At 71.3% G+C, this 17149-nt stretch carries 16 protein-coding genes and 3 pseudogenes; 12 read left to right on the top strand and 7 right to left on the bottom strand.

Annotated features, from left to right (window positions below; translation table 11 throughout):
• The first annotated feature begins 4 nt into the window (after nt 1-4).
• From alr to tsaE, 3 genes are all read left to right on the top strand, one after another.
• Nucleotides 5-1165, top strand: a complete 1161-nt coding sequence (gene alr / locus E4N62_RS30190) for an alanine racemase (RefSeq protein WP_230219600.1) — start codon at nt 5-7, stop codon at nt 1163-1165.
• A gap of 193 nt (nt 1166-1358) precedes the next feature.
• Nucleotides 1359-2606 (top strand): alpha/beta fold hydrolase, encoded by a 1248-nt coding sequence (locus E4N62_RS30195; RefSeq protein WP_230219601.1) that lies wholly within the window; start codon nt 1359-1361, stop codon nt 2604-2606.
• Complete coding sequence (gene tsaE / locus E4N62_RS30200; RefSeq protein WP_230219602.1) at nt 2572-3096, top strand: tRNA (adenosine(37)-N6)-threonylcarbamoyltransferase complex ATPase subunit type 1 TsaE; 525 nt, start codon at nt 2572-2574, stop codon at nt 3094-3096. The genes E4N62_RS30195 and tsaE overlap by 35 nt, the downstream gene beginning before the upstream one ends.
• Nucleotides 3097-3524: 428 nt before the next feature.
• Here the strand turns inward: tsaE and E4N62_RS30205 are convergent.
• Nucleotides 3525-4084: pseudogene (locus E4N62_RS30205) on the bottom strand (hypothetical protein).
• Between the two features lie 124 nt (nt 4085-4208).
• On the opposite strand from E4N62_RS30205, the gene tsaB reads away from it, so the two are divergent.
• The 4 genes from tsaB to E4N62_RS30225 are packed head-to-tail and all read left to right on the top strand — an operon-like array spanning nt 4209 to nt 6770.
• Nucleotides 4209-4874, top strand: a complete 666-nt coding sequence (gene tsaB / locus E4N62_RS30210) for a tRNA (adenosine(37)-N6)-threonylcarbamoyltransferase complex dimerization subunit type 1 TsaB (protein WP_230219604.1) — start codon at nt 4209-4211, stop codon at nt 4872-4874.
• A 20-nt stretch (nt 4875-4894) separates the two neighbouring features.
• Nucleotides 4895-5383, top strand: a complete 489-nt coding sequence (gene rimI / locus E4N62_RS30215; RefSeq protein ID WP_230220261.1) for a ribosomal protein S18-alanine N-acetyltransferase — start codon at nt 4895-4897, stop codon at nt 5381-5383.
• 14 nt (nt 5384-5397) lie between these two features.
• Nucleotides 5398-6513: a tRNA (adenosine(37)-N6)-threonylcarbamoyltransferase complex transferase subunit TsaD gene (tsaD, locus tag E4N62_RS30220; RefSeq protein WP_374117083.1), complete on the top strand. Its 1116-nt coding sequence runs from the start codon at nt 5398-5400 to the stop codon at nt 6511-6513.
• Nucleotides 6510-6770 carry a hypothetical protein gene (locus E4N62_RS30225; RefSeq protein WP_230219608.1) on the top strand — a complete coding sequence of 87 codons (261 nt, stop codon included), beginning with the start codon at nt 6510-6512 and terminating at the stop codon, nt 6768-6770. Before tsaD ends, E4N62_RS30225 begins: the two co-directional genes overlap by 4 nt.
• Here the strand turns inward: E4N62_RS30225 and E4N62_RS30230 are convergent.
• Entirely contained in the window at nt 6724-7323 is a 600-nt protein-coding gene (locus tag E4N62_RS30230) for a PH domain-containing protein (RefSeq protein ID WP_230219610.1), read from the bottom strand. The two genes, E4N62_RS30225 and E4N62_RS30230, sit on opposite strands and share 47 nt — an antisense overlap.
• Nucleotides 7324-7327: 4 nt before the next feature.
• Nucleotides 7328-7465, bottom strand: a complete 138-nt coding sequence (locus E4N62_RS30235) for a hypothetical protein (protein ID WP_230219612.1) — start codon at nt 7463-7465, stop codon at nt 7328-7330.
• A gap of 116 nt (nt 7466-7581) precedes the next feature.
• Here E4N62_RS30235 and E4N62_RS30240 point away from each other — a divergent pair, with 116 nt between their 5' ends.
• A complete protein-coding gene (locus E4N62_RS30240) occupies nt 7582-8430 on the top strand; it encodes a helix-turn-helix transcriptional regulator (RefSeq protein ID WP_230219613.1) in 849 nt (282 codons plus the stop codon).
• Nucleotides 8427-8678 carry a DUF397 domain-containing protein gene (locus E4N62_RS30245; protein ID WP_230219614.1) on the top strand — a complete coding sequence of 84 codons (252 nt, stop codon included), beginning with the start codon at nt 8427-8429 and terminating at the stop codon, nt 8676-8678. The genes E4N62_RS30240 and E4N62_RS30245 overlap by 4 nt, the downstream gene beginning before the upstream one ends.
• 11 nt (nt 8679-8689) lie before the next feature.
• Here the strand turns inward: E4N62_RS30245 and E4N62_RS30250 are convergent, their stop codons facing one another.
• Genes E4N62_RS30250 through E4N62_RS30265 form a run of 4 tightly spaced genes read right to left on the bottom strand, consistent with a single transcriptional unit; the run spans nt 8690 to nt 14275 of the window.
• A complete protein-coding gene (locus E4N62_RS30250; protein ID WP_230219615.1) occupies nt 8690-10975 on the bottom strand; it encodes a glycoside hydrolase family 3 N-terminal domain-containing protein in 2286 nt (761 codons plus the stop codon).
• Between the two features lie 57 nt (nt 10976-11032).
• Nucleotides 11033-11938, bottom strand: a complete 906-nt coding sequence (locus tag E4N62_RS30255; protein ID WP_374117084.1) for a carbohydrate ABC transporter permease — start codon at nt 11936-11938, stop codon at nt 11033-11035.
• Between the two features lie 4 nt (nt 11939-11942).
• Nucleotides 11943-12866: a carbohydrate ABC transporter permease gene (locus E4N62_RS30260; protein ID WP_374117085.1), complete on the bottom strand. Its 924-nt coding sequence runs from the start codon at nt 12864-12866 to the stop codon at nt 11943-11945.
• Entirely contained in the window at nt 12863-14275 is a 1413-nt protein-coding gene (locus E4N62_RS30265; RefSeq protein ID WP_230219616.1) for an ABC transporter substrate-binding protein, read from the bottom strand. The genes E4N62_RS30260 and E4N62_RS30265 overlap by 4 nt, the downstream gene beginning before the upstream one ends.
• 121 nt (nt 14276-14396) lie before the next feature.
• On the opposite strand from E4N62_RS30265, the gene E4N62_RS30270 reads away from it, so the two are divergent.
• The 3 genes and pseudogenes from E4N62_RS30270 to E4N62_RS30280 all read left to right on the top strand — a co-directional run bounded on the left by E4N62_RS30270 (nt 14397) and on the right by E4N62_RS30280 (nt 17132).
• Nucleotides 14397-15461 (top strand): LacI family DNA-binding transcriptional regulator, encoded by a 1065-nt coding sequence (locus tag E4N62_RS30270; protein ID WP_230219617.1) that lies wholly within the window; start codon nt 14397-14399, stop codon nt 15459-15461.
• A 335-nt stretch (nt 15462-15796) separates the two neighbouring features.
• Nucleotides 15797-16000 (top strand): annotated as a pseudogene (locus E4N62_RS30275) (cellulose binding domain-containing protein); the annotation flags it as partial.
• A gap of 77 nt (nt 16001-16077) precedes the next feature.
• A pseudogene (locus E4N62_RS30280) lies at nt 16078-17132 on the top strand (LCP family protein).
• The last annotated feature ends 17 nt before the right edge of the window (nt 17133-17149 follow it).

Genomic DNA, 17149 nt, shown 5'->3' on the forward strand with positions numbered 1-17149 from the left:
TGACATGAGTGAGACAGCACCTGTGCCGCACGCGCCCCTTCGGGCCCGGGCGGAGATCGATCTGGATGCCCTGCGGGCCAATGTGCGGACGTTGCGCGCGTCCGCCCCGGGCGCCGCGCTGATGGCCGTGGTCAAGTCGGACGCCTACGGCCACGGCGCGGTGCGCTGTGCGCGGGCCGCGGTCGAGGCGGGGGCCACCTGGCTGGGGACGGCCACGCCCGAGGAGGCGTTGGCGCTGCGCGCGGCCGGGCTGTCGGGGCGGCTGATGTGCTGGCTGTGGGCGCCGGGCGGGCCCTGGCGCGAGGCGGTCGAGGCGGATCTCGATGTCGCGGTCAGCGGGTTGTGGGCGCTGCGGGAGGTCACCGACGCGGCGCGGCGGGCGGGTCTGCGCGCCCGGGTGCAGCTCAAGGCCGACACGGGGCTCGGACGCAACGGCTGCCAGCCCGAGGACTGGCCGGAGTTGGTCGCCGAGGCGCTGCGCGCGGAGGCCGAGGGCCTGGTGAAGGTCACCGGACTCTGGTCGCACCTCGCGTGCGCCGACGAGCCGGGGCACCCCTCCATCGACGCCCAGCTCACCCGCTTCCGCGAGATGGTCGCGTACGCGGAGGGCCGGGGCGTCCGCCCCGAGGTGCGGCACATCGCCAACTCGCCCGCCACGCTCACCCGGCCGGACGCGCACTTCGACCTCGTACGGACGGGCATCGCGGTCTACGGCATCTCGCCCAGCCCGGAGCTGGGCAGCTCCGCCGACCTCGGGCTGCGGCCGGTGATGCGGCTCAGCGCCTCGCTCGCGCTGGTCAAGCACGTCACCGCCGGGCACGGCGTCAGCTACGGGCACCACTACGTCACTCCCGGCGCCACGACCCTCGGTCTGGTCCCGGTCGGCTACGCGGACGGCATCCCCCGGCACGCCTCCGGCAGCGGGCCCGTCCTGGTCGGCGGCAAGTGGCGGACGGTCGCGGGCCGGGTGGCCATGGACCAGTTCGTCGTCGACCTCGGCGGGGACGAACCCGCCGCCGGGGACGAGGTCGTGCTGTTCGGCTCCGGGGACGGCGGCGAACCGACCGCCGAGGACTGGGCGAAGGCGGCCGGGACCATCGCGTACGAGATCGTCACGCGCATCGGAACCCGCGTCCCGCGCGTCTACGTCAACACGGGTGAGTGAGCGGGCGCGGAGGACCGGGGCCCGTGAGGATGGGGATCCCGGGTAGCTGAGCAGCAAGTAAGGGCACGAGCAAGCGCACGAGTAAGTGCATGAGCAGGTACATGAGTAAGTGAAAGACGAACGAGACGGGTAACTCCGTACAGGCGTGCGGAGCGAGAGTGGTACCGAACAGGTCGGCGAAGAGGAGTGGGATGTGAGCGAGAGCAGCGCCGAGGCCGTGGAGGCCGTCGCGAGCGCGGCCGCCGCCACGGCCGCTTCCGGCGACGGGATCTGGCGCAGAGCCGGGGTCGCGGGGGCGGCGATAGGCGTCGTCGCGGCGGGCGCGGCGGCCGGTGTCGCCATAGAGCGGCTCACCGTCGGGCGCGGCATGCGCCGGAAGGCCCGTCTGGCGCTCGACTCCACCGGCCCGTACGGGGCGCTGCGCGGCATCCCCGGCAAGGCGGTCGCCGACGACGGCACCGAGCTGTACTACGAGGTCGACGACGTCGAGCCCGAGGCGGGTCTCTCGCCCCGCAGGCGCCGCCTGTTCGGCCGCAAGGCCCCGGCCCCCGTCACCGTCGTCTTCAGCCACGGCTACTGCCTCAACCAGGACTCCTGGCACTTCCAGCGGGCCGCGCTGCGCGGTGTCGTGCGGACCGTGCACTGGGATCAGCGCAGCCACGGCCGCTCCGGGCGCGGGGCCGGGCAGGCGGAGGAGGGGCGGCCGGTCACCATCGACCAGCTCGGGCGAGACCTGAAGGCCGTGATCGACGCGGCCGTGCCCCAGGGGCCGATCGTGCTCGTCGGGCACTCCATGGGCGGCATGACCGTCATGGCGCTGGCCGCGCACTACCCGGAGCTGATCAGCGAGCGGGTCGTCGCCGTCGCGCTGGTCGGTACGTCGTCGGGGCGGCTCGGCGAGGTCAACTTCGGGCTGCCCGTCGCCGGCGTCAACGCGGTGCGGCGGGTGCTGCCGGGGGTGCTGAGGGCGCTCGGGCAGCAGGCCGCGCTGGTGGAACGGGGGCGGCGGGCGACCGCCGATCTGTTCGCCGGGATCATCAAGCGGTACTCGTTCGCGTCGCGGGACGTCGACCCGGCGGTCGCGCGGTTCGCCGAACGGATGATCGAGGGCACCCCCATCGACGTCGTCGCCGAGTTCTATCCGGCGTTCACCGAGCACGACAAGACCGATGCGCTCGCGACCTTCACCGAACTGCCGGTGCTCGTACTGGCCGGGGTCAAGGACCTGGTCACACCGAGCGAGCACAGCGAGGCGATCGCCGATCTGCTGCCGGACGCGGAGCTGGTGCTCGTGCCGGACGCGGGACATCTGGTGATGCTGGAGCACCCCGAGGTGGTGACCGACCGGCTGGCCGACCTGCTCACCCGCGCGGGGGCCGTGCCGGCGGGGGCTACCGTAAGTGGTTATGGAAGCGCCAGCAGCACCGCACGTCCCGGGTGAGTCCGGGGCCTCTCTACAGATCACCGTCCAGTCGCCCGGGCAGATGCTGGAGCTGGGCCGTCGCCTGGCCAAGCTCCTGCGTGCGGGTGATCTCGTGATGCTCAACGGGGAGTTGGGTGCCGGGAAGACGACGCTCACCCGAGGGCTCGGCGAAGGGCTCGGGGTGCGCGGCGCCGTCACCTCGCCGACCTTCGTCATCGCCCGGGTCCATCCGTCGCTCGGGGAGGGGCCGCCGCTCGTCCATGTCGACGCGTACCGCCTGGGCGGCGGACTGGACGAGATGGAGGACCTCGATCTCGATGTCTCGCTGCCGGATTCGGTGATCGTCGTGGAGTGGGGCGAGGGCAAGGTCGAGGAGCTGACCGACGACCGGCTGAATGTCGTCATCCACCGGGCGGTCGGGGACACGACGGACGAGGTACGGCATGTGACGGTCACCGGACTGGGTGAACGGTGGGCGGCCGTGGAGCTCGGGGTGCTGTCCGCGTAACGGCTGGTGGACGTGCCGTCACCGGCCGTCGGTCCGGCTGCCGTCTGTTCCGACAAGCCGTCGGCAAGATGTTGCGTTGGTCGTCCTCGGCGTGGTCACATGGTAACCAGTCCTTGGTTAGGTGTACCTAACTTGGTTGCCGTGGCACCAGGAGGCGTCCATGCCTACAGCAGAGCGGGTTCCCTCCGGGGCGGGCGGGGTGTCGATGCGGGACCTCTTGGCCGCCTGTGCGGCGGCGAAGGCGGTCTCACGCCGCCGGCGGCTCCGCCGGTCAAGCGGGAGGGGCGGGGGTCTGGGGTCGACGGCCCCCAAGGCTGCGTAGACGTCTGCGCCCCGGGTGGGTGGAGCGGTCGTCGCGGCTGCGGGTGGGTGGGGGCTCGTCGCGCAGTTCCCCGCGCCCCTGAGTGGAGCGGCGGCTGAAAGGGCCCCTACTCCACGACGACCACCTTCGTGCCGATGCCTGCGAAGAGCCACATGGCCTTGCCGTCCTTGCGGGACTCCCGGATGCCGCCCGTCTTCGTGGTGGGGTCGGGGCGGGGGTGGAGCCGTCGACCGCCGCGCTGAAGCCCACCGAGATGCCGTCGACCGAGGCGAAACGGACGACGTGTTCGATCGGGGTGCCGTCCGAACCGGTGATGGCGGCCGAGCGGGACGAGACCGTGTACGTGGCGGGGGTGGGGTCGACCGTGCTCGGGGTGACCTCGAACGTGCGGGTGACCTTCTCGTTGGCGCCGACCAGCCAGACACGGTCCTCGTCGAGGGAGTAGACGACCCGCTCGCCGCTGCCCGAGTTCTCGGGGAGGGCCTCGTCGGTGTCCTTCTCCGCCTTGCCGGGAGCCTTGGACTGCTTGGCCTTCGGAGACTCCGATGCGGACGGTTTCCCCAGGTCGTCCGGCGATTTCGCCGACGCCTGGTAGGTGAGGAAACCGACTGCGGCGATGGCCGCCGCGGTGAGCCCGGCCACGAATACCGAGCTGCTACTGGCCACCTTCTGCGCCCACCTCTCGTACCCACGTACGCCCTTGAAGTACGTCTGTGCTGTGACGGTAGCAGCAGGGGGACCGTGCACCGGGTCGGCCGTGGCCCGGGCCGAAGCGCCGTAGGCTGTTTGCGTGCTCTTGCTCGCTCTGGATACCGCCACTCCCGCCGTCACCGTCGCGCTGCACGACGGGACGGATGTCGTCGCCGCGTCGAGCCAGGTGGACGCGCGACGCCACGGAGAACTGCTGCTGCCCGCCGTCGACCGGGTCCTCGCCGAGGCGGGCACCCGCCTCGACGCCGTCACCGGCATCGTCGTGGGCATCGGTCCCGGCCCGTACACGGGGCTGCGCGTCGGCCTCATGACCGCCGACACCTTCGGCCTCGCCCTCGGGGTCCCCGTCCACGGCCTGTGCACCCTCGACGGGCTCGCCTACGCGGCCGGGGCCGAGGACACGGTCGAGGGACCGTTCGTGGTCGCCACCGACGCCCGGCGCAAGGAGGTGTACTGGGCGCGGTACGAGGACGCGCGGACGAGAGCGACCGAGCCGGCCGTCGACCGGCCCGCCGAGATCGCGGACGCGGTCGCCGGCCTCCCCGCCGTGGGGGCGGGCGCGCTGCTCTACCCCGACACCTTCACCGACGCCCGCGCGCCCGAGCACGTCAGCGCCGCCGCCCTCGCCGCGCTCGCCGCCGAACGGCTCGCGGCCGGCGAGGAGCTGCCGGCGCCCCGGCCGCTGTACCTGCGCCGGCCCGACGCGCAGGTCCCCAAGAACTACAAGGTGGTCACCCCCAAGTGACGACCGCGGTGTTGCGCGAGATGCGCTGGTGGGACATCGAGCCCGTCCTGGAGCTGGAGAAGGACCTCTTCCCCGAGGACGCCTGGTCCCGGGGCATGTTCTGGTCGGACCTCGCCCACGCGCGGGGCCCGCACGCCACCCGGCGGTACGTCGTGGCGGTGGCCCCGGACGAGAACGGGGACGAGCGGATCGTCGGCTACGGAGGGCTCGCCTCCGCCGGTGACACCGCCGACGTCCAGACCATCGCCGTCGCCCGGGAGCACTGGGGCACCGGCCTCGGCGCGCTGATCCTCACCGAGCTGCTGCGGGCCGCCACCGCCTTCGAGTGCGCCCAGGTGATGCTCGAATGCCGGGTCGACAACGTCCGCGCCCAGAAGCTCTACGAACGCTTCGGCTTCGAGGCGATCGGCTTCCGCCGCGGCTACTACCAGCCGGGGAACGTGGACGCGCTGGTCATGCGCCTCAACGACCCTTCCACATCCGTACGAGGAACCGAGATCAATGGCTAGGGATGGCAAGGTCAATGGCTGACGAACCGCTGGTCCTGGGGATCGAGACCTCCTGCGACGAGACCGGTGTCGGCATCGTGCGCGGGACGACCCTGCTGGCCGACGCGATCGCGTCGAGCGTCGACGAGCACGCCCGGTTCGGTGGCGTGGTGCCCGAGGTCGCCTCCCGGGCGCACCTGGAGGCGATGGTCCCGACCATCGACCGCGCGCTGAAGGAAGCGGGGGTGAGCGCGAAGGACCTGGACGGGATCGCCGTCACCGCCGGGCCGGGGCTCGCGGGCGCGCTCCTGGTGGGCGTCTCGGCCGCGAAGGCGTACGCGTACGCGCTGGGCAAGCCGCTCTACGGGGTGAACCACCTGGCCTCCCACATCTGCGTCGACCAGCTGGAGCACGGGGCGCTGCCCGAGCCGACGATGGCGCTGCTGGTGTCCGGCGGCCACTCGTCGCTGCTGCTGTCGACGGACATCACCTCGGACGTCCGGCCGATGGGCGCGACCATCGACGACGCGGCGGGCGAGGCCTTCGACAAGATCGCGCGCGTGCTCAATCTCGGGTTCCCGGGCGGGCCGGTCATCGACCGGTACGCGAAGGAGGGGGACCCTACGGCCATCGCCTTCCCGCGCGGGCTGACCGGCCCCCGCGATCCCGCCTACGACTTCTCCTTCTCCGGGTTGAAGACCGCCGTGGCCCGCTGGATCGAGGCCAAGCGGGCGGCCGGGGAGGACGTTCCGGTGCGGGACGTCGCCGCGTCCTTCCAGGAGGCCGTGGTGGACGTGCTGACCAGGAAGGCCGTGCGGGCCTGCCGGGACGAGGGCGTCGACCACCTGATGATCGGCGGCGGTGTCGCCGCCAACTCCCGGCTCCGCGCCCTCGCCCAGGAGCGCTGCGAGGCCGCCGGCATCCGACTCCGGGTGCCCCGGCCCAAGCTGTGCACGGACAACGGGGCGATGGTGGCCGCGCTGGGCGCCGAGATGGTCGCGCGGGGGCGCTCCGCTTCGGACTGGGACCTGTCGGCGGACTCGTCGCTGCCGGTGACGGATCCTCATGTGCCGGGGGTCGCTTCCGGGCACGCGCATGACCACGGGCACGATCACGTTCACGAGGTCAGCAAGGAGAACCTTTACTCGTGACGGTCGCGCTGATGTGGGAGGCGCGGGCGGTGGCCGGGCGGGGGGAGGAACTCCTCGCCTGGGCGCGTGAGCAGGTCCAGGAGCTTCCCGTACGGCCGCTGCGGCGCGAGACCTTCCGGGCGCCGCAGGACCGGGTGCTGGTCATCACCTGGTGGGACGCGGCGTACGACGCCGAGCTGCCCGAACTGCCGGAGCCGGACCGGGAGTTGGTCAGTCGGGCCGTGCATCGGTGGCGGTTCGAGTCGCTGGGGGCGTGAGTCCGCGTCGGTGCCGGCGTTCGCCGAGGCGGTCGAAGGCGTAGAAGAGGACCGGGAGGCAGGCCGGCGGGACGCCCAGGACCAGGGCGTACAGGTGCGTCGGCCGGTCGGTGAAGCCCAGCCAGAGGTCGCCGACGAACATGGCTGCCATGACCACTGTGCTCGCGATGGCGGCCCGCTGCCACGCCTTGCGGCGCCGCGCCCCGCGTGCGATGCGTTCCTCCACCTCGGGCCGTGGGTCCATGGAGGTCAGCCCGAGTCGCAGGGCCGTGGCGCCCAGGTCGGCGATCTCCGCGATCGGGTCGGTCATCTGGTACTCGTCGACGTGGAGGAGGCGGACCCGGGTTCCGTCGGTCGCGTAGAGGTATCCCGACCAGCGAGGGCTGCCCCACCTGTTGTCCTCGACCCGGATGCCGTGGATCTCGGACCAGGCCCAGCTGCGGGTCCGGATCGCTCCGCGTACGGTGACGCCTTCGGCCGTGACGGACGTACGGGCCCTGAACTGCTCCAGCACCGTGCGGGTGACGACGAACAGCCAGGCCGCCACGGCCATCGCGCTACTGCTCGACGGGGTCCAGCGTCATCATCGAGTTCACCGACAGCGCGATGATGAAGGCTGCCGCGGCCATGGTGACGAGGAGGGCGGGGTGTATGCCTCTCCGTCTTCGGTACTCCCGGTCGATTTCGTTGCTCATCGGGTCGTTATAGCCCGTCGCCGTGAATGCCGGGCAAGGGGGGTCCGCGTGTACTGAGGGGGGAGTACGCGGCCGTTCGATGGACAGTACCGTGAGCGGACCGTCACTCTGGGTTGATGGTGCACGGTGTGGAGTGGGCTGCGCAGGGGCCGGGTGGTGAGCCCGAGTCGTCGGACAGCATGCGGGCGTTCGGGGCGGTCGTCCAGGCGCTGCGGGAGCATGCGGGGTTGAGCCGGGAGGAGTTCGGGGCGCGCGTTCATCTGTCCAAACACTCGGTGGCTTCGATCGAGTTGGGGCGACGGCTGGCGGATCAGCGGTTCGTCGAACTGGCGGAGGAGGCCACGGGGAACACGGGGGCGGTGCGGGGCGCGTTTCGGCATATGGCTCGACAGCCGGGGTTGGCGGCGTGGTTCAGGACGTGGGCGAGGCTGGAGAGGGAGGCGGCCGTTCTGGATACGTACGAGTGCAGGCTTGTGCCGGGCCTGTTGCAGCCGGAGTCGTACGTCCGGGCGGTCTTCGAGAACGCGGTCCCGCCGCTCACCGATGGTGAGTTGGACATGCAGGTGGCTGTCCGGATGGAGCGACAGCAACTGTTGCGGGAGCGCCCCAACACCTCGTTCAGCTTTATTGTCGAAGAGAGCGTGCTCCTGCGGGAGTTGGGCGGCCAGGAGGTGACGCGCTGCCTGTTGAACTACTTGCTGGAGTGCGCCGAGTTGCGTAACGCGAGCCTTCAGATCACGCCGCTGAAGCGCACGCAGCATGCCAGCCTGTCGGGGCCGCTCCAGCTGGTGGAGACACCGGACGGGCGGCGGCTCGCCTACGCCGAAGGGCACATGAACGGTCGGCTCATCGCTGACGCGAAGGACGTGGCTCTCCTCAACCAGCGTTATGCGAAACTGCGGTCGCAGGCTCTCACTCCGGAGGACTCCGTGAGCTTGCTGGAGCGACTGCGAGGAACCCTATGACTACCGCCGAACTCGCTTGGTTCAAGTCCAGCTACAGCACGGACCAGGGTGACAGCTGCATCGAAGTCGCCCTGGAGTGGCACAGGTCCACCTACAGCAGCCCGCAGGCCGACAGCTGCGTAGAGGTCGCCCCCACCCCCACCACTATCCACGTCCGCGACTCCAAAGACACCACCCGCCCCCACCTCGGTCTCGGCCCCGCCGCCTGGGCCGCGTTCGTCGTGCACGCGGCGGCCCAGGCGGACTGAAACCGCGGACTTCAGCTCTCCACGGTCCGGACCTCCGTCTCGCAATGCAGCCGGCGGTCCGGGCCGACCTCCCGTACCGGGCCCTCCAGCGTCAGCCGCACCCGGTGGCGGATGTCCGTGCTCGACGCGCCCAGGCGCAGTTCCAGGGCGCCCGGTTCCACCACAAGCCGTCCTGAGCGGTCCGTGAAGCACGAGACGTCGGGGTGGAAGCGGAACGTGACGCGCGAGGCATCCCCCGGCCCCAACTCCAGCCGCTGATAGGCGATCAGGCGGATGTCGGGGCGCGTCACCGAGGCCACCGGGTCGTGCAGGTACAGCTGCACGACCTCCGCGCCCGCGCGGTCGCCCGTGTTGCGCACGGTCACCGACACGTCGTACCCCTCGTCCTCGAAGTCCGTCCACGCGAACGTCGTGTACGAGCGGCCGTGCCCGAAGGGGTACAGCGGGGTCGGGTCGATGTTGCTCGCGCCGCCGAGCAGGCCCATGGGCGGCTGGAGGTACGTCCACGGCTGGCCGCCGGGGCGGTCGGGGACGCTGACCGGGAGGCGGCCGGAGGGGGAGATGCGGCCCGACAGCACTCCCGCCACCGACGGGCCGCCCTCCTCCCCGGGGAAGAACGCCTGGACGGTGGCCGCCAGCCGGCCGTTCCAGCGGCCCAGCGCGTAGGGGCGGCCGGTCAGCAGGAGCAGGACCACCGGCGTGCCCGTGGCGACCAGCGAGTCCAGCAGCTTCCCCTGGACGCCCGGCAGCCGGAGGTCCTCCGCGTCGCAGCCCTCGCCGGAGGTGCCCCGGCCGAAGAGCGCGGCGCGGTCGCCGAGGACCGCCACGCAGACGTCGGCCTCGGAGGCACGGGCGACCGCCTCGGGGAACCCGCCGGTGTCGGCGCCGTCGACCGTGCTGCCGGCGGCGTACGTGATCTTCGCGTCGGGGAGTTCCGTGCGCAGGGAGTCCAGGACCGTCGGGATCTCGATGCCGAGCGCGGTGCCGGGGTGGGCGGGCAGGACGTGGGACGGGAAGGAGTAGCAGCCCAGCATGGCCAGCGGGTCGTCGGCGCGGGGGCCCACGACCGCGATCCTTAGGTCGGGCGCGAGCGGCAGCACGGCGTCGGGGTTGTCCAGCAGGACCACCGACTCCTCGGCCAGGCGACGGGCCAGGGCGCGGTTGCGCGGGGGGTCCAGGTCGGCGGCGGGGGCGGCCGGCTCGGGACTCCAGTCCTCGTCCAGGAGGCCCAGTTCGCACTTCTGGAGCAGGACGCGGCGGGCGGCCACGTCCACCAGGGACTCGGGGATCTCGCCCGCCTTCACGGCCTCGATCAGGGGCTCGCCGTAGCAGCGCAGGCTCGGCAGCTCCACGTCGACGCCGGCGGCCAGCGCGGCATGGGCGGCCTCGGCGCGGCTGCCCGCCACGCGGTGGTTGGTCTCCAGGAAGCCGATACCGAAGTAGTCGGAGACGACCGTGCCGGTGAAGCCCCAGTCGTCGCGGAGGAGTTCCGTGAGCAGGGCCCGGTCGGCCGACACGGGGATGCCGTCGGTCTCCGTGTAGGCCGCCATCACCGAGCGGGCGCCGCCCTCCCGCAGCGCCATCTCGAAGGGCGGCAGGACCACGTCGCCGAACTCGCGGACGCCCGCGCGCACGGGCGCGTGGTTGCGGGCGCCCACCGAGGCGGCGTACCCGGCGAAATGCTTCAGCGTGGCCACGATCCCGGCCGACTCCAGGCCCCGTACGTACGCGGAGCCGATGGTGCCCACCAGGTACGGGTCCTCGCCCACGGTCTCCTCGACCCGCCCCCAGCGCGGGTCGCGGACGACGTCCAGGACGGGGGACAGGCCCTGGTGGACACCGACCGACGCCATGTCGTGGCCGATGTTGCGGGCCATCTCCTCGACGAGCGAGGGGTCGAAGGTCGCGCCCCAGGCGAGGGGGACCGGGTATGCCGTCGCGCGCCAGCTGGTGAAACCGGCCAGGCACTCCTCGTGGGCGACGGCCGGGATGCCGAAACGGCTCGCGGCCATGATGCGGCGCTGGAAGCGGGCCAGCACCTTGGCGCCCTCGGCCGGGTCGAGGGGGGCCGTGCCGAAGACGCGGGTGAGCTGCCCGAGGCCCCGGGTGATCAGCTCGTCGAAGTCGAACGCCTCCGTCATGCCCGCCTCGTCGGGGGCGATGTCCTCACCGTTCGCGTCGTTCTTCACCCACACGCCGTACAGCTGCGCGGTCTTTTCCTCCAAGGTCATCCTGGAGAGCAGGTCGTCGACCCGGGCCGCTGCGGGCAGGGCCGGGTCACGCCAAGGGGTTGTCATGAAACTCCTTCAGGGGTCGGCGAGTTTCAGAAGGTCGCGGGTGCCGAAGCAGGTGGGTCACTTGCCGCCCACGCCCATCAACCCGCCCACCAGGGCCCGTCGCGCCACCAGATACACGGCGAAGATCGGGATGCCGGAGAGGACGACCGAGGCGAGCAGGGCGGGGATGTTCACGCCGAACTGGCTGACGTAGTTGAACAGTCCGAGGGTGAGGACCCGGGGGCCGTCGGACTGGGTGAAGATCAGCGGGAAGAGGAAGCCGTTCCAGGCCTGGAGCGCCGAGAAGATGACGACCGTGCTGATGCCGCCCTTGGCGAGCGGGATCGTCAGCTGGAAGAGCACCCGCAGCGGGGACGCGCCGTCCAGGGCCATCGCCTCGTACAGGTCCTCGGAGACGTCCCGGAGCGTGCCCACCAGGACCAGGACCGAGACGGGCATCGCGAAGGCCGCCGTCGGGAGGATGACGGCCAGGAGGGTGTCGTAGAGGTCGAGTTTGGCGATCAGCAAATACAACGGGACGACCACGGCCTGGGCCGGGATCGCCACGCCCAGGAGGAAGAGGCGGAAGGCCATGTTCGACCAGCGGTCGCGGGTGCGGACGGCCACGTACGCGAGCGGGATGGACAGGGCCAGGACGATGCCCACGACCGACACCGCGACGATCGCCGTGTTGCTCAGCAGATGACCGAAGCCGCTGGTGAGGACGGTGTTGTAGTTGTCGAGGGTCGGGTCCGTGGGAGGCTTGAGGGGGTTGCCCGTCAGGGCCTTGTCCGCGCCCGTGAGCGACGCCGACAGCATCGCGTAGATCGGGATCAGGACGACGACCAGCCAGACGAACGCGCCGAGTCCCGCGACCGGGTTGGGCCGCCGGGTCCAGTGCCGGCGGCGCCGGGGTGACTGAGTGGACGGGCTCCCGTCCGGCTGCCGGGTGCTCGTGGGGCGCGCCAACGTGTCGTGTGACACTCCGTCACATCCCTTCGCGGGTGCTGCGCATGGCGCCGAAGCCCGTCAGCCGGACCAGGACCAGCGAGAGGCCCGTCGCGGCGATGACCAGGAACGACGCGATGGCGCTCGCGTAGCCGAAGTCGTACGTCTTGAAGCCGGCCTCGTACATCAGGTACGGCAGGATCGCGGTGTCCGTGCCGGGGCCGCCCTTGGTGAGGATCAGGACCGTCTCGAAGTACGTCAGTGAGCCGACGACCATCAGGACCGTGGACGTGGTGATCGTGTGCCGTAGCTGCGGCAGCGTGATCGAGAAGAACTGGCGGTAGCGGCCGGCGCCGTCGATGGCGGCGGCCTGATAGAGGACCTCGGGGATCTGACGGGCCCCGCCCTGGTAGATCAAGGTGTGGAAGGGGATGAACTGCCAGCCGCCGACGAAGACGATCGCGAGGAACGCGCCGCTCTGCGAGCCCAGGGTGTCCGCCTGGATGATGCCGAAGTTCGGGTCGAGCAGGGCGTAGAACAGGATCGCGATGGCGGTCGAGGAGAGCAGGAACGGCACGAAGAAGACCGCGGAGAGGATCGCGCGGTTGCGCTGCCGGCCCGCCGCCCAGACGCCGAGCAGCAGGGCGATGACCGTCTGGAAGACCCAGCTGGCGACCGTCAGGACGACGGTCAGCCACAGCGACTGGGTCATCCGCGGGTCGTCGAGGAGCTTTCGCCAGTTGTCCAGGCCGACCGGCCGCGGATCGCCGAGGCCGTCCCAGCTGGTGAAGGAGAGGTAGAGGGCGAGGGCCATCGGGACGACCGCGAAGAACGTGAAGAACAGGACACCGGGAAGGGCCCAGGCGGCGTGCGGACGGCCGGCGCGGCTCGCGCGGTGCTCCGGCCCCTTCCGCGCCGTCGGTCCCTTTCCCGGCGCCGGGGCCTTGTCGACCGTGACGGTCACTTCAGCCCCTTGCACGCCGTCACGAACTCGCTCGGCGAGGACTTGCCCGCGAACAGCTTGCCTATCTCCGTGTGCATCTTGGTGCCGATCCCGTCGCCGAGCGCCTGGTCCCAGGAGAGCGTGAAGGCGGGGGCCTTCTGCACCATGTCGTACTGGAACTTCGCGTACTCGGGGTTCGGCGCGGAGGCGAGGAGCGCGGCCGCGTTCGAGGTGGTCGGTACGTCGCCGTTGTCGACGAGGGCCTTCGCGTACGCCTCCGAGGCGCAGTCCTTGAGGAAGCCGACGGCCAGGTCCTTGTTCTTCGTACGGGCGTTGATGGACCAGTAGTTGGTGGGGTTGCCGACGACGTTGCGGACATCGCCGGTGCCGCCCTCGACCGTCGGGAAGGGGGCCCAGCCGAGGTTGCCCTTGGCGAAGTCCGGGAACTTGCCGAGCTGGGTCGAGTACTCCCAGGAGCCCATCAGGTGCATGGCGGCCTTGCCGCGCGCGAAGACCGCGGGGGCGCCGCCGTTGACGTACGACACCGAGGTGAACTTGGAGCCGAAGGCACCGTCGTCGACGAGTTCCTTGACCAGTTCGGCGGCCCTGAGCATCGCGGGGTCGCCCCAGCCCTCGAAGTCGCCGTCCTGGATGCGCTTGAAGACCTCGGGGCCGCCGAGCCGGTCGACCAGGTACTCCAGCCACATCAGGTTGGGCCAGAGGTCGGAGCCGCCGAGGGCGAAGGGGGTGATCCCGGCCTTCTTCAGCTTCGCGTTGTTGTCGAGCAACTGGTCCCAGGTGGTGGGCGGCTGGAGCTTGTGCTCGGCGAAGACGGACTTGTTGTAGAAGAGGATCACCGGCTGCATGCCGCGCATGGGGATGCCGTAGTGGCGGCCCTTCAGATCGCCGGCGGACAGGACCGAAGGCAGGAAGCCGTCCTTGAGCACCGGGTCGTCGTCGATGATGTCGGTGAGGTCGACGAGCTTGCCCGCGTCCTCGTACGGCTTGATCGAGCCGCCGCCCCAGTTGAAGAAGATGTCCGGGGCGCTGGGCGAGCCCATGGCCGTGCGGAGCTTGGGGGAGTAGTCGGAGCCGGGGACCTTCTGGAGCTTGATGGTGCCGCCGGCCTTCTTCGCCGCGGCCGACTTGTTGAACCGGTCGACGCTCGCCTGCTGGACCTTCACCGCGTCGTCGCCGTACACGAACGCGGTGAGCGTCTTGCCGTCCCCGCCGCCCGCGCCGCCGCCGGAGCCACAGCCGGTGAGACCGGCGCCGAGCCCGGCGGTGAGCAGCGAGGCGGACCCCGCGCCGAGGAACCAGCGCCTGCTGAACGGCCGGCCGCCCACGCCGCTTCCGGTGGACCCGCCCGCGCCGCTTCCGGTGGACCGGCCTGCGGTCGCCCCGGTGGACCGGCCTCTGCTCGACTCCATGACAGCACCCTTCGCGAATGTTCGGATGTGCGAATGTTTCGGATGTCACTTCGAATGTTCCGGGAACGTAAGGCCGCCGAAAGGGTTCGTCAAGGGGGCGCGCAGGGATACGATCTCGCACATGAAGCCCGCGAAGCCCGAGGAAATCCAGACAAGAGCGCGTTCGTCGCAGTCCACGCAGACCGCGACGCTCGCCGAGATCGCCCGCCAGGCCGGCGTCTCGGCTCCGACTGTTTCGAAGGTGCTCAACGGCCGCGCGGACGTCGCGCCCGCGACCCGCACCCGCGTCGAGGACCTGCTGCGCGAGTACGGCTACCGTCGCCGACGCGCCGAGGCGACGCGGTCCCCCCTCATCGACCTGGTCTTCCACGAGCTGGAGAGCGCCTGGGCCATGGAGGTCATCCGGGGCGTGGAGAACATCGCGCGGGAGGAGGGCCTGAGCGTCGTCCTCTCCGAGAGCGCGGGGCGGCTCACCCCCGGCCGTACCTGGGCCGACCAGGTGGCAGCCCGGCGCCCGCACGGCGTCGTGCTCGTCCTGTCGGGGCTGGACGAGTCCCAGCGCGCGCTGCTCACCAGCCGCTCCATCCCGTTCGTGGTGATGGACCCGGCGGGTGACCCCGGCGACGACGTGCCCTCGATCGGCGCCACCAACTGGCAGGGCGGCCTGGCCGCCACCCGCCACCTCGTCGAACTCGGCCACCGGCGGATCGGCGCCATCAGCGGGCCCTCGCGGATGATCTGCAGCCGCGCCCGGGTCGACGGCTACCGGGCCGCGCTGGAGACCGCCGGGCTGCCGGTCGTGGCCGACCTGATCAAGGCCGGGGACTTCCACCACGAGACGGGCTACCGGCTGGGGCTGGACCTGCTGCGCCGCCCCGACCGCCCGACCGCCGTCTTCGCCGGCAACGACCTCCAGGCCCTCGGTCTCTACGAGGCGGCCCGGGAACTGGGCCTGCGCATCCCTGAGGACCTCAGCGTCGTCGGCTTCGACGACCTGCCGGTGGCCCGCTGGGTGGGACCGCCGCTGACGACCGTGCGACAGCCCCTGATGGAGATGGCCGAGGCCGCGGCCCGCCTGGTGCTGGACCTGGGCCGCCAGGACGGGGGCCCGTCGGCGGCGACGAGAGTGGAACTGGCGACGAGCCTGGTGGTGCGCAGCAGCACGGGGGTGCCGCCGCTTCAGTAGCCCCTTCAGTCCTGAAAGGCCGGCGAAGCCGCCTTTCAGGGGCGCGGGGCTGCATCCATGTGCGGCTCCGCCGCGTGGGCGCGACAAGCCACGACGGCGCGTTGGCGGCCTGGAACCCGTCGCGGCAGACGGGTGTCCGGAAGTTGATGTGTTGACGGCCGAGCCGAGCCGCCTCACACTCCTCCGAAGCCAATCGGTTGCATAACCGAAACTTTCGGAGGCGCCCGCACGAGATCGCTGAGAACCGGCTTATCCCTCACCTCGCTGCTCACCGGCACCGTGGCCCTCGCAGCCCTGTTGGTCGCGGCCCCCACCGCCCACTCCGCCGACCCCGTACGTTCGGGGCGGGGCAGCAGGTCGGCCAGGTCTGGAACGCGAGCTGCGCCCAGACCGGTGCGGCGGTCAGTTGCTCCAACGCCTCCTGGAACGGGAGTGTCCTGAGCGGCGGTTCGGTGGCCTTCGGCTTCAACGGCACCTGGAGCGGGAGCAATCCCGCACCGAACGGTGACGCTGGGCTGAGCGGGACCGCAGAGGGCTGAGAAGTCTGAGAATTTCCGAAGGAAAGGCGGCATGAGGTTCTGCCCGTAACAATTCGGACGTAAGTTCCTGTGCGTGAATGGTGAAGAAAGCGCGTTCGGGGGCGGCAGCGGGGACCCGGGGACGGCGGCGCCGGCTGAAGATCGCCGGGGACTGCTCGCCGGGATCCTCGTGGTCGGCGCGGGCGGGACGGGCTGGGCCTTCTGGCGGCTGAACGACAACATCCAGAGCGTCGACATCGACGCCGCCCTCGGCGACAACCGCCCCGCGAAGGTCCGTTCCACCCCGGAGCCGTCCGCGTCGGCCACCGCCGAGGCTCTGCCGAGCGGTGCCCTGAACATCCTCGTCCTCGGCTCCGACTCCCGCAGCGGCAAGGAGAACGCGAAGCTCGGCGGCGGCGGTGAGGGGGCGGGGGCCCGCTCGGACACGGCGATGGTCGTCCACCTCGACGAGGGTCGCACCGGCGCGACGGTCGTCAGCATCCCCCGCGACACCCTCGTCACCCGCCCGTCCTGCCCGCTGGAGTCGGGCGGTTCGACGGCGGTGGCGTACAACGTGATGTTCAACAGCGCGTACGCGGTCGGCGGCCCGGTCTGCGCGGTGAAGACCGTCGAGTCGGTGACGGACGTCCGCATGGACCACTACGTCGAGATCGACTTCGCCGGCTTCGCGAAGCTCGTCGACGCCCTCGGCGGCGTCACGGTGACGACGGAGGAGGACATCGACGACGAGGACAGCCATCTGAGCCTGCGGGCCGGCACCCACCACCTGGACGGCGAGCAGGCCCTCGCCCTCGCCCGCACCCGGCACGGCATCGGCGACGGCAGCGACCTCGGCCGTATCGGTCTCCAGCAGAAACTGGTCAAGGCCCTCCTGGACCAGATCTCCTCGACCGACCTCCTGACCAACCCGGCCCAGCTCTACCGGGCCGCCGACGCGATCACCGGAAGCCTGACGACGGACACCGGCCTGGACTCCCTCACCGAACTGACGAGGCTGGGCGAGAGTGTGCGGGGGCTGTCCTCGGCCGGCACGAGGACCGTGATGATGCCGGTGGTCACGGCCCCGTACGACCGCAACCGGGTCGTGGCGGACGAGCCGGAGGCGGGGCGGCTGTGGGAGTCGCTGAAGTAGGGGCGAAGGGATCGCCG

This window comes from Streptomyces sp. MNU76, from assembly GCF_020982545.1.
GTDB lineage: Bacteria > Actinomycetota > Actinomycetes > Streptomycetales > Streptomycetaceae > Streptomyces.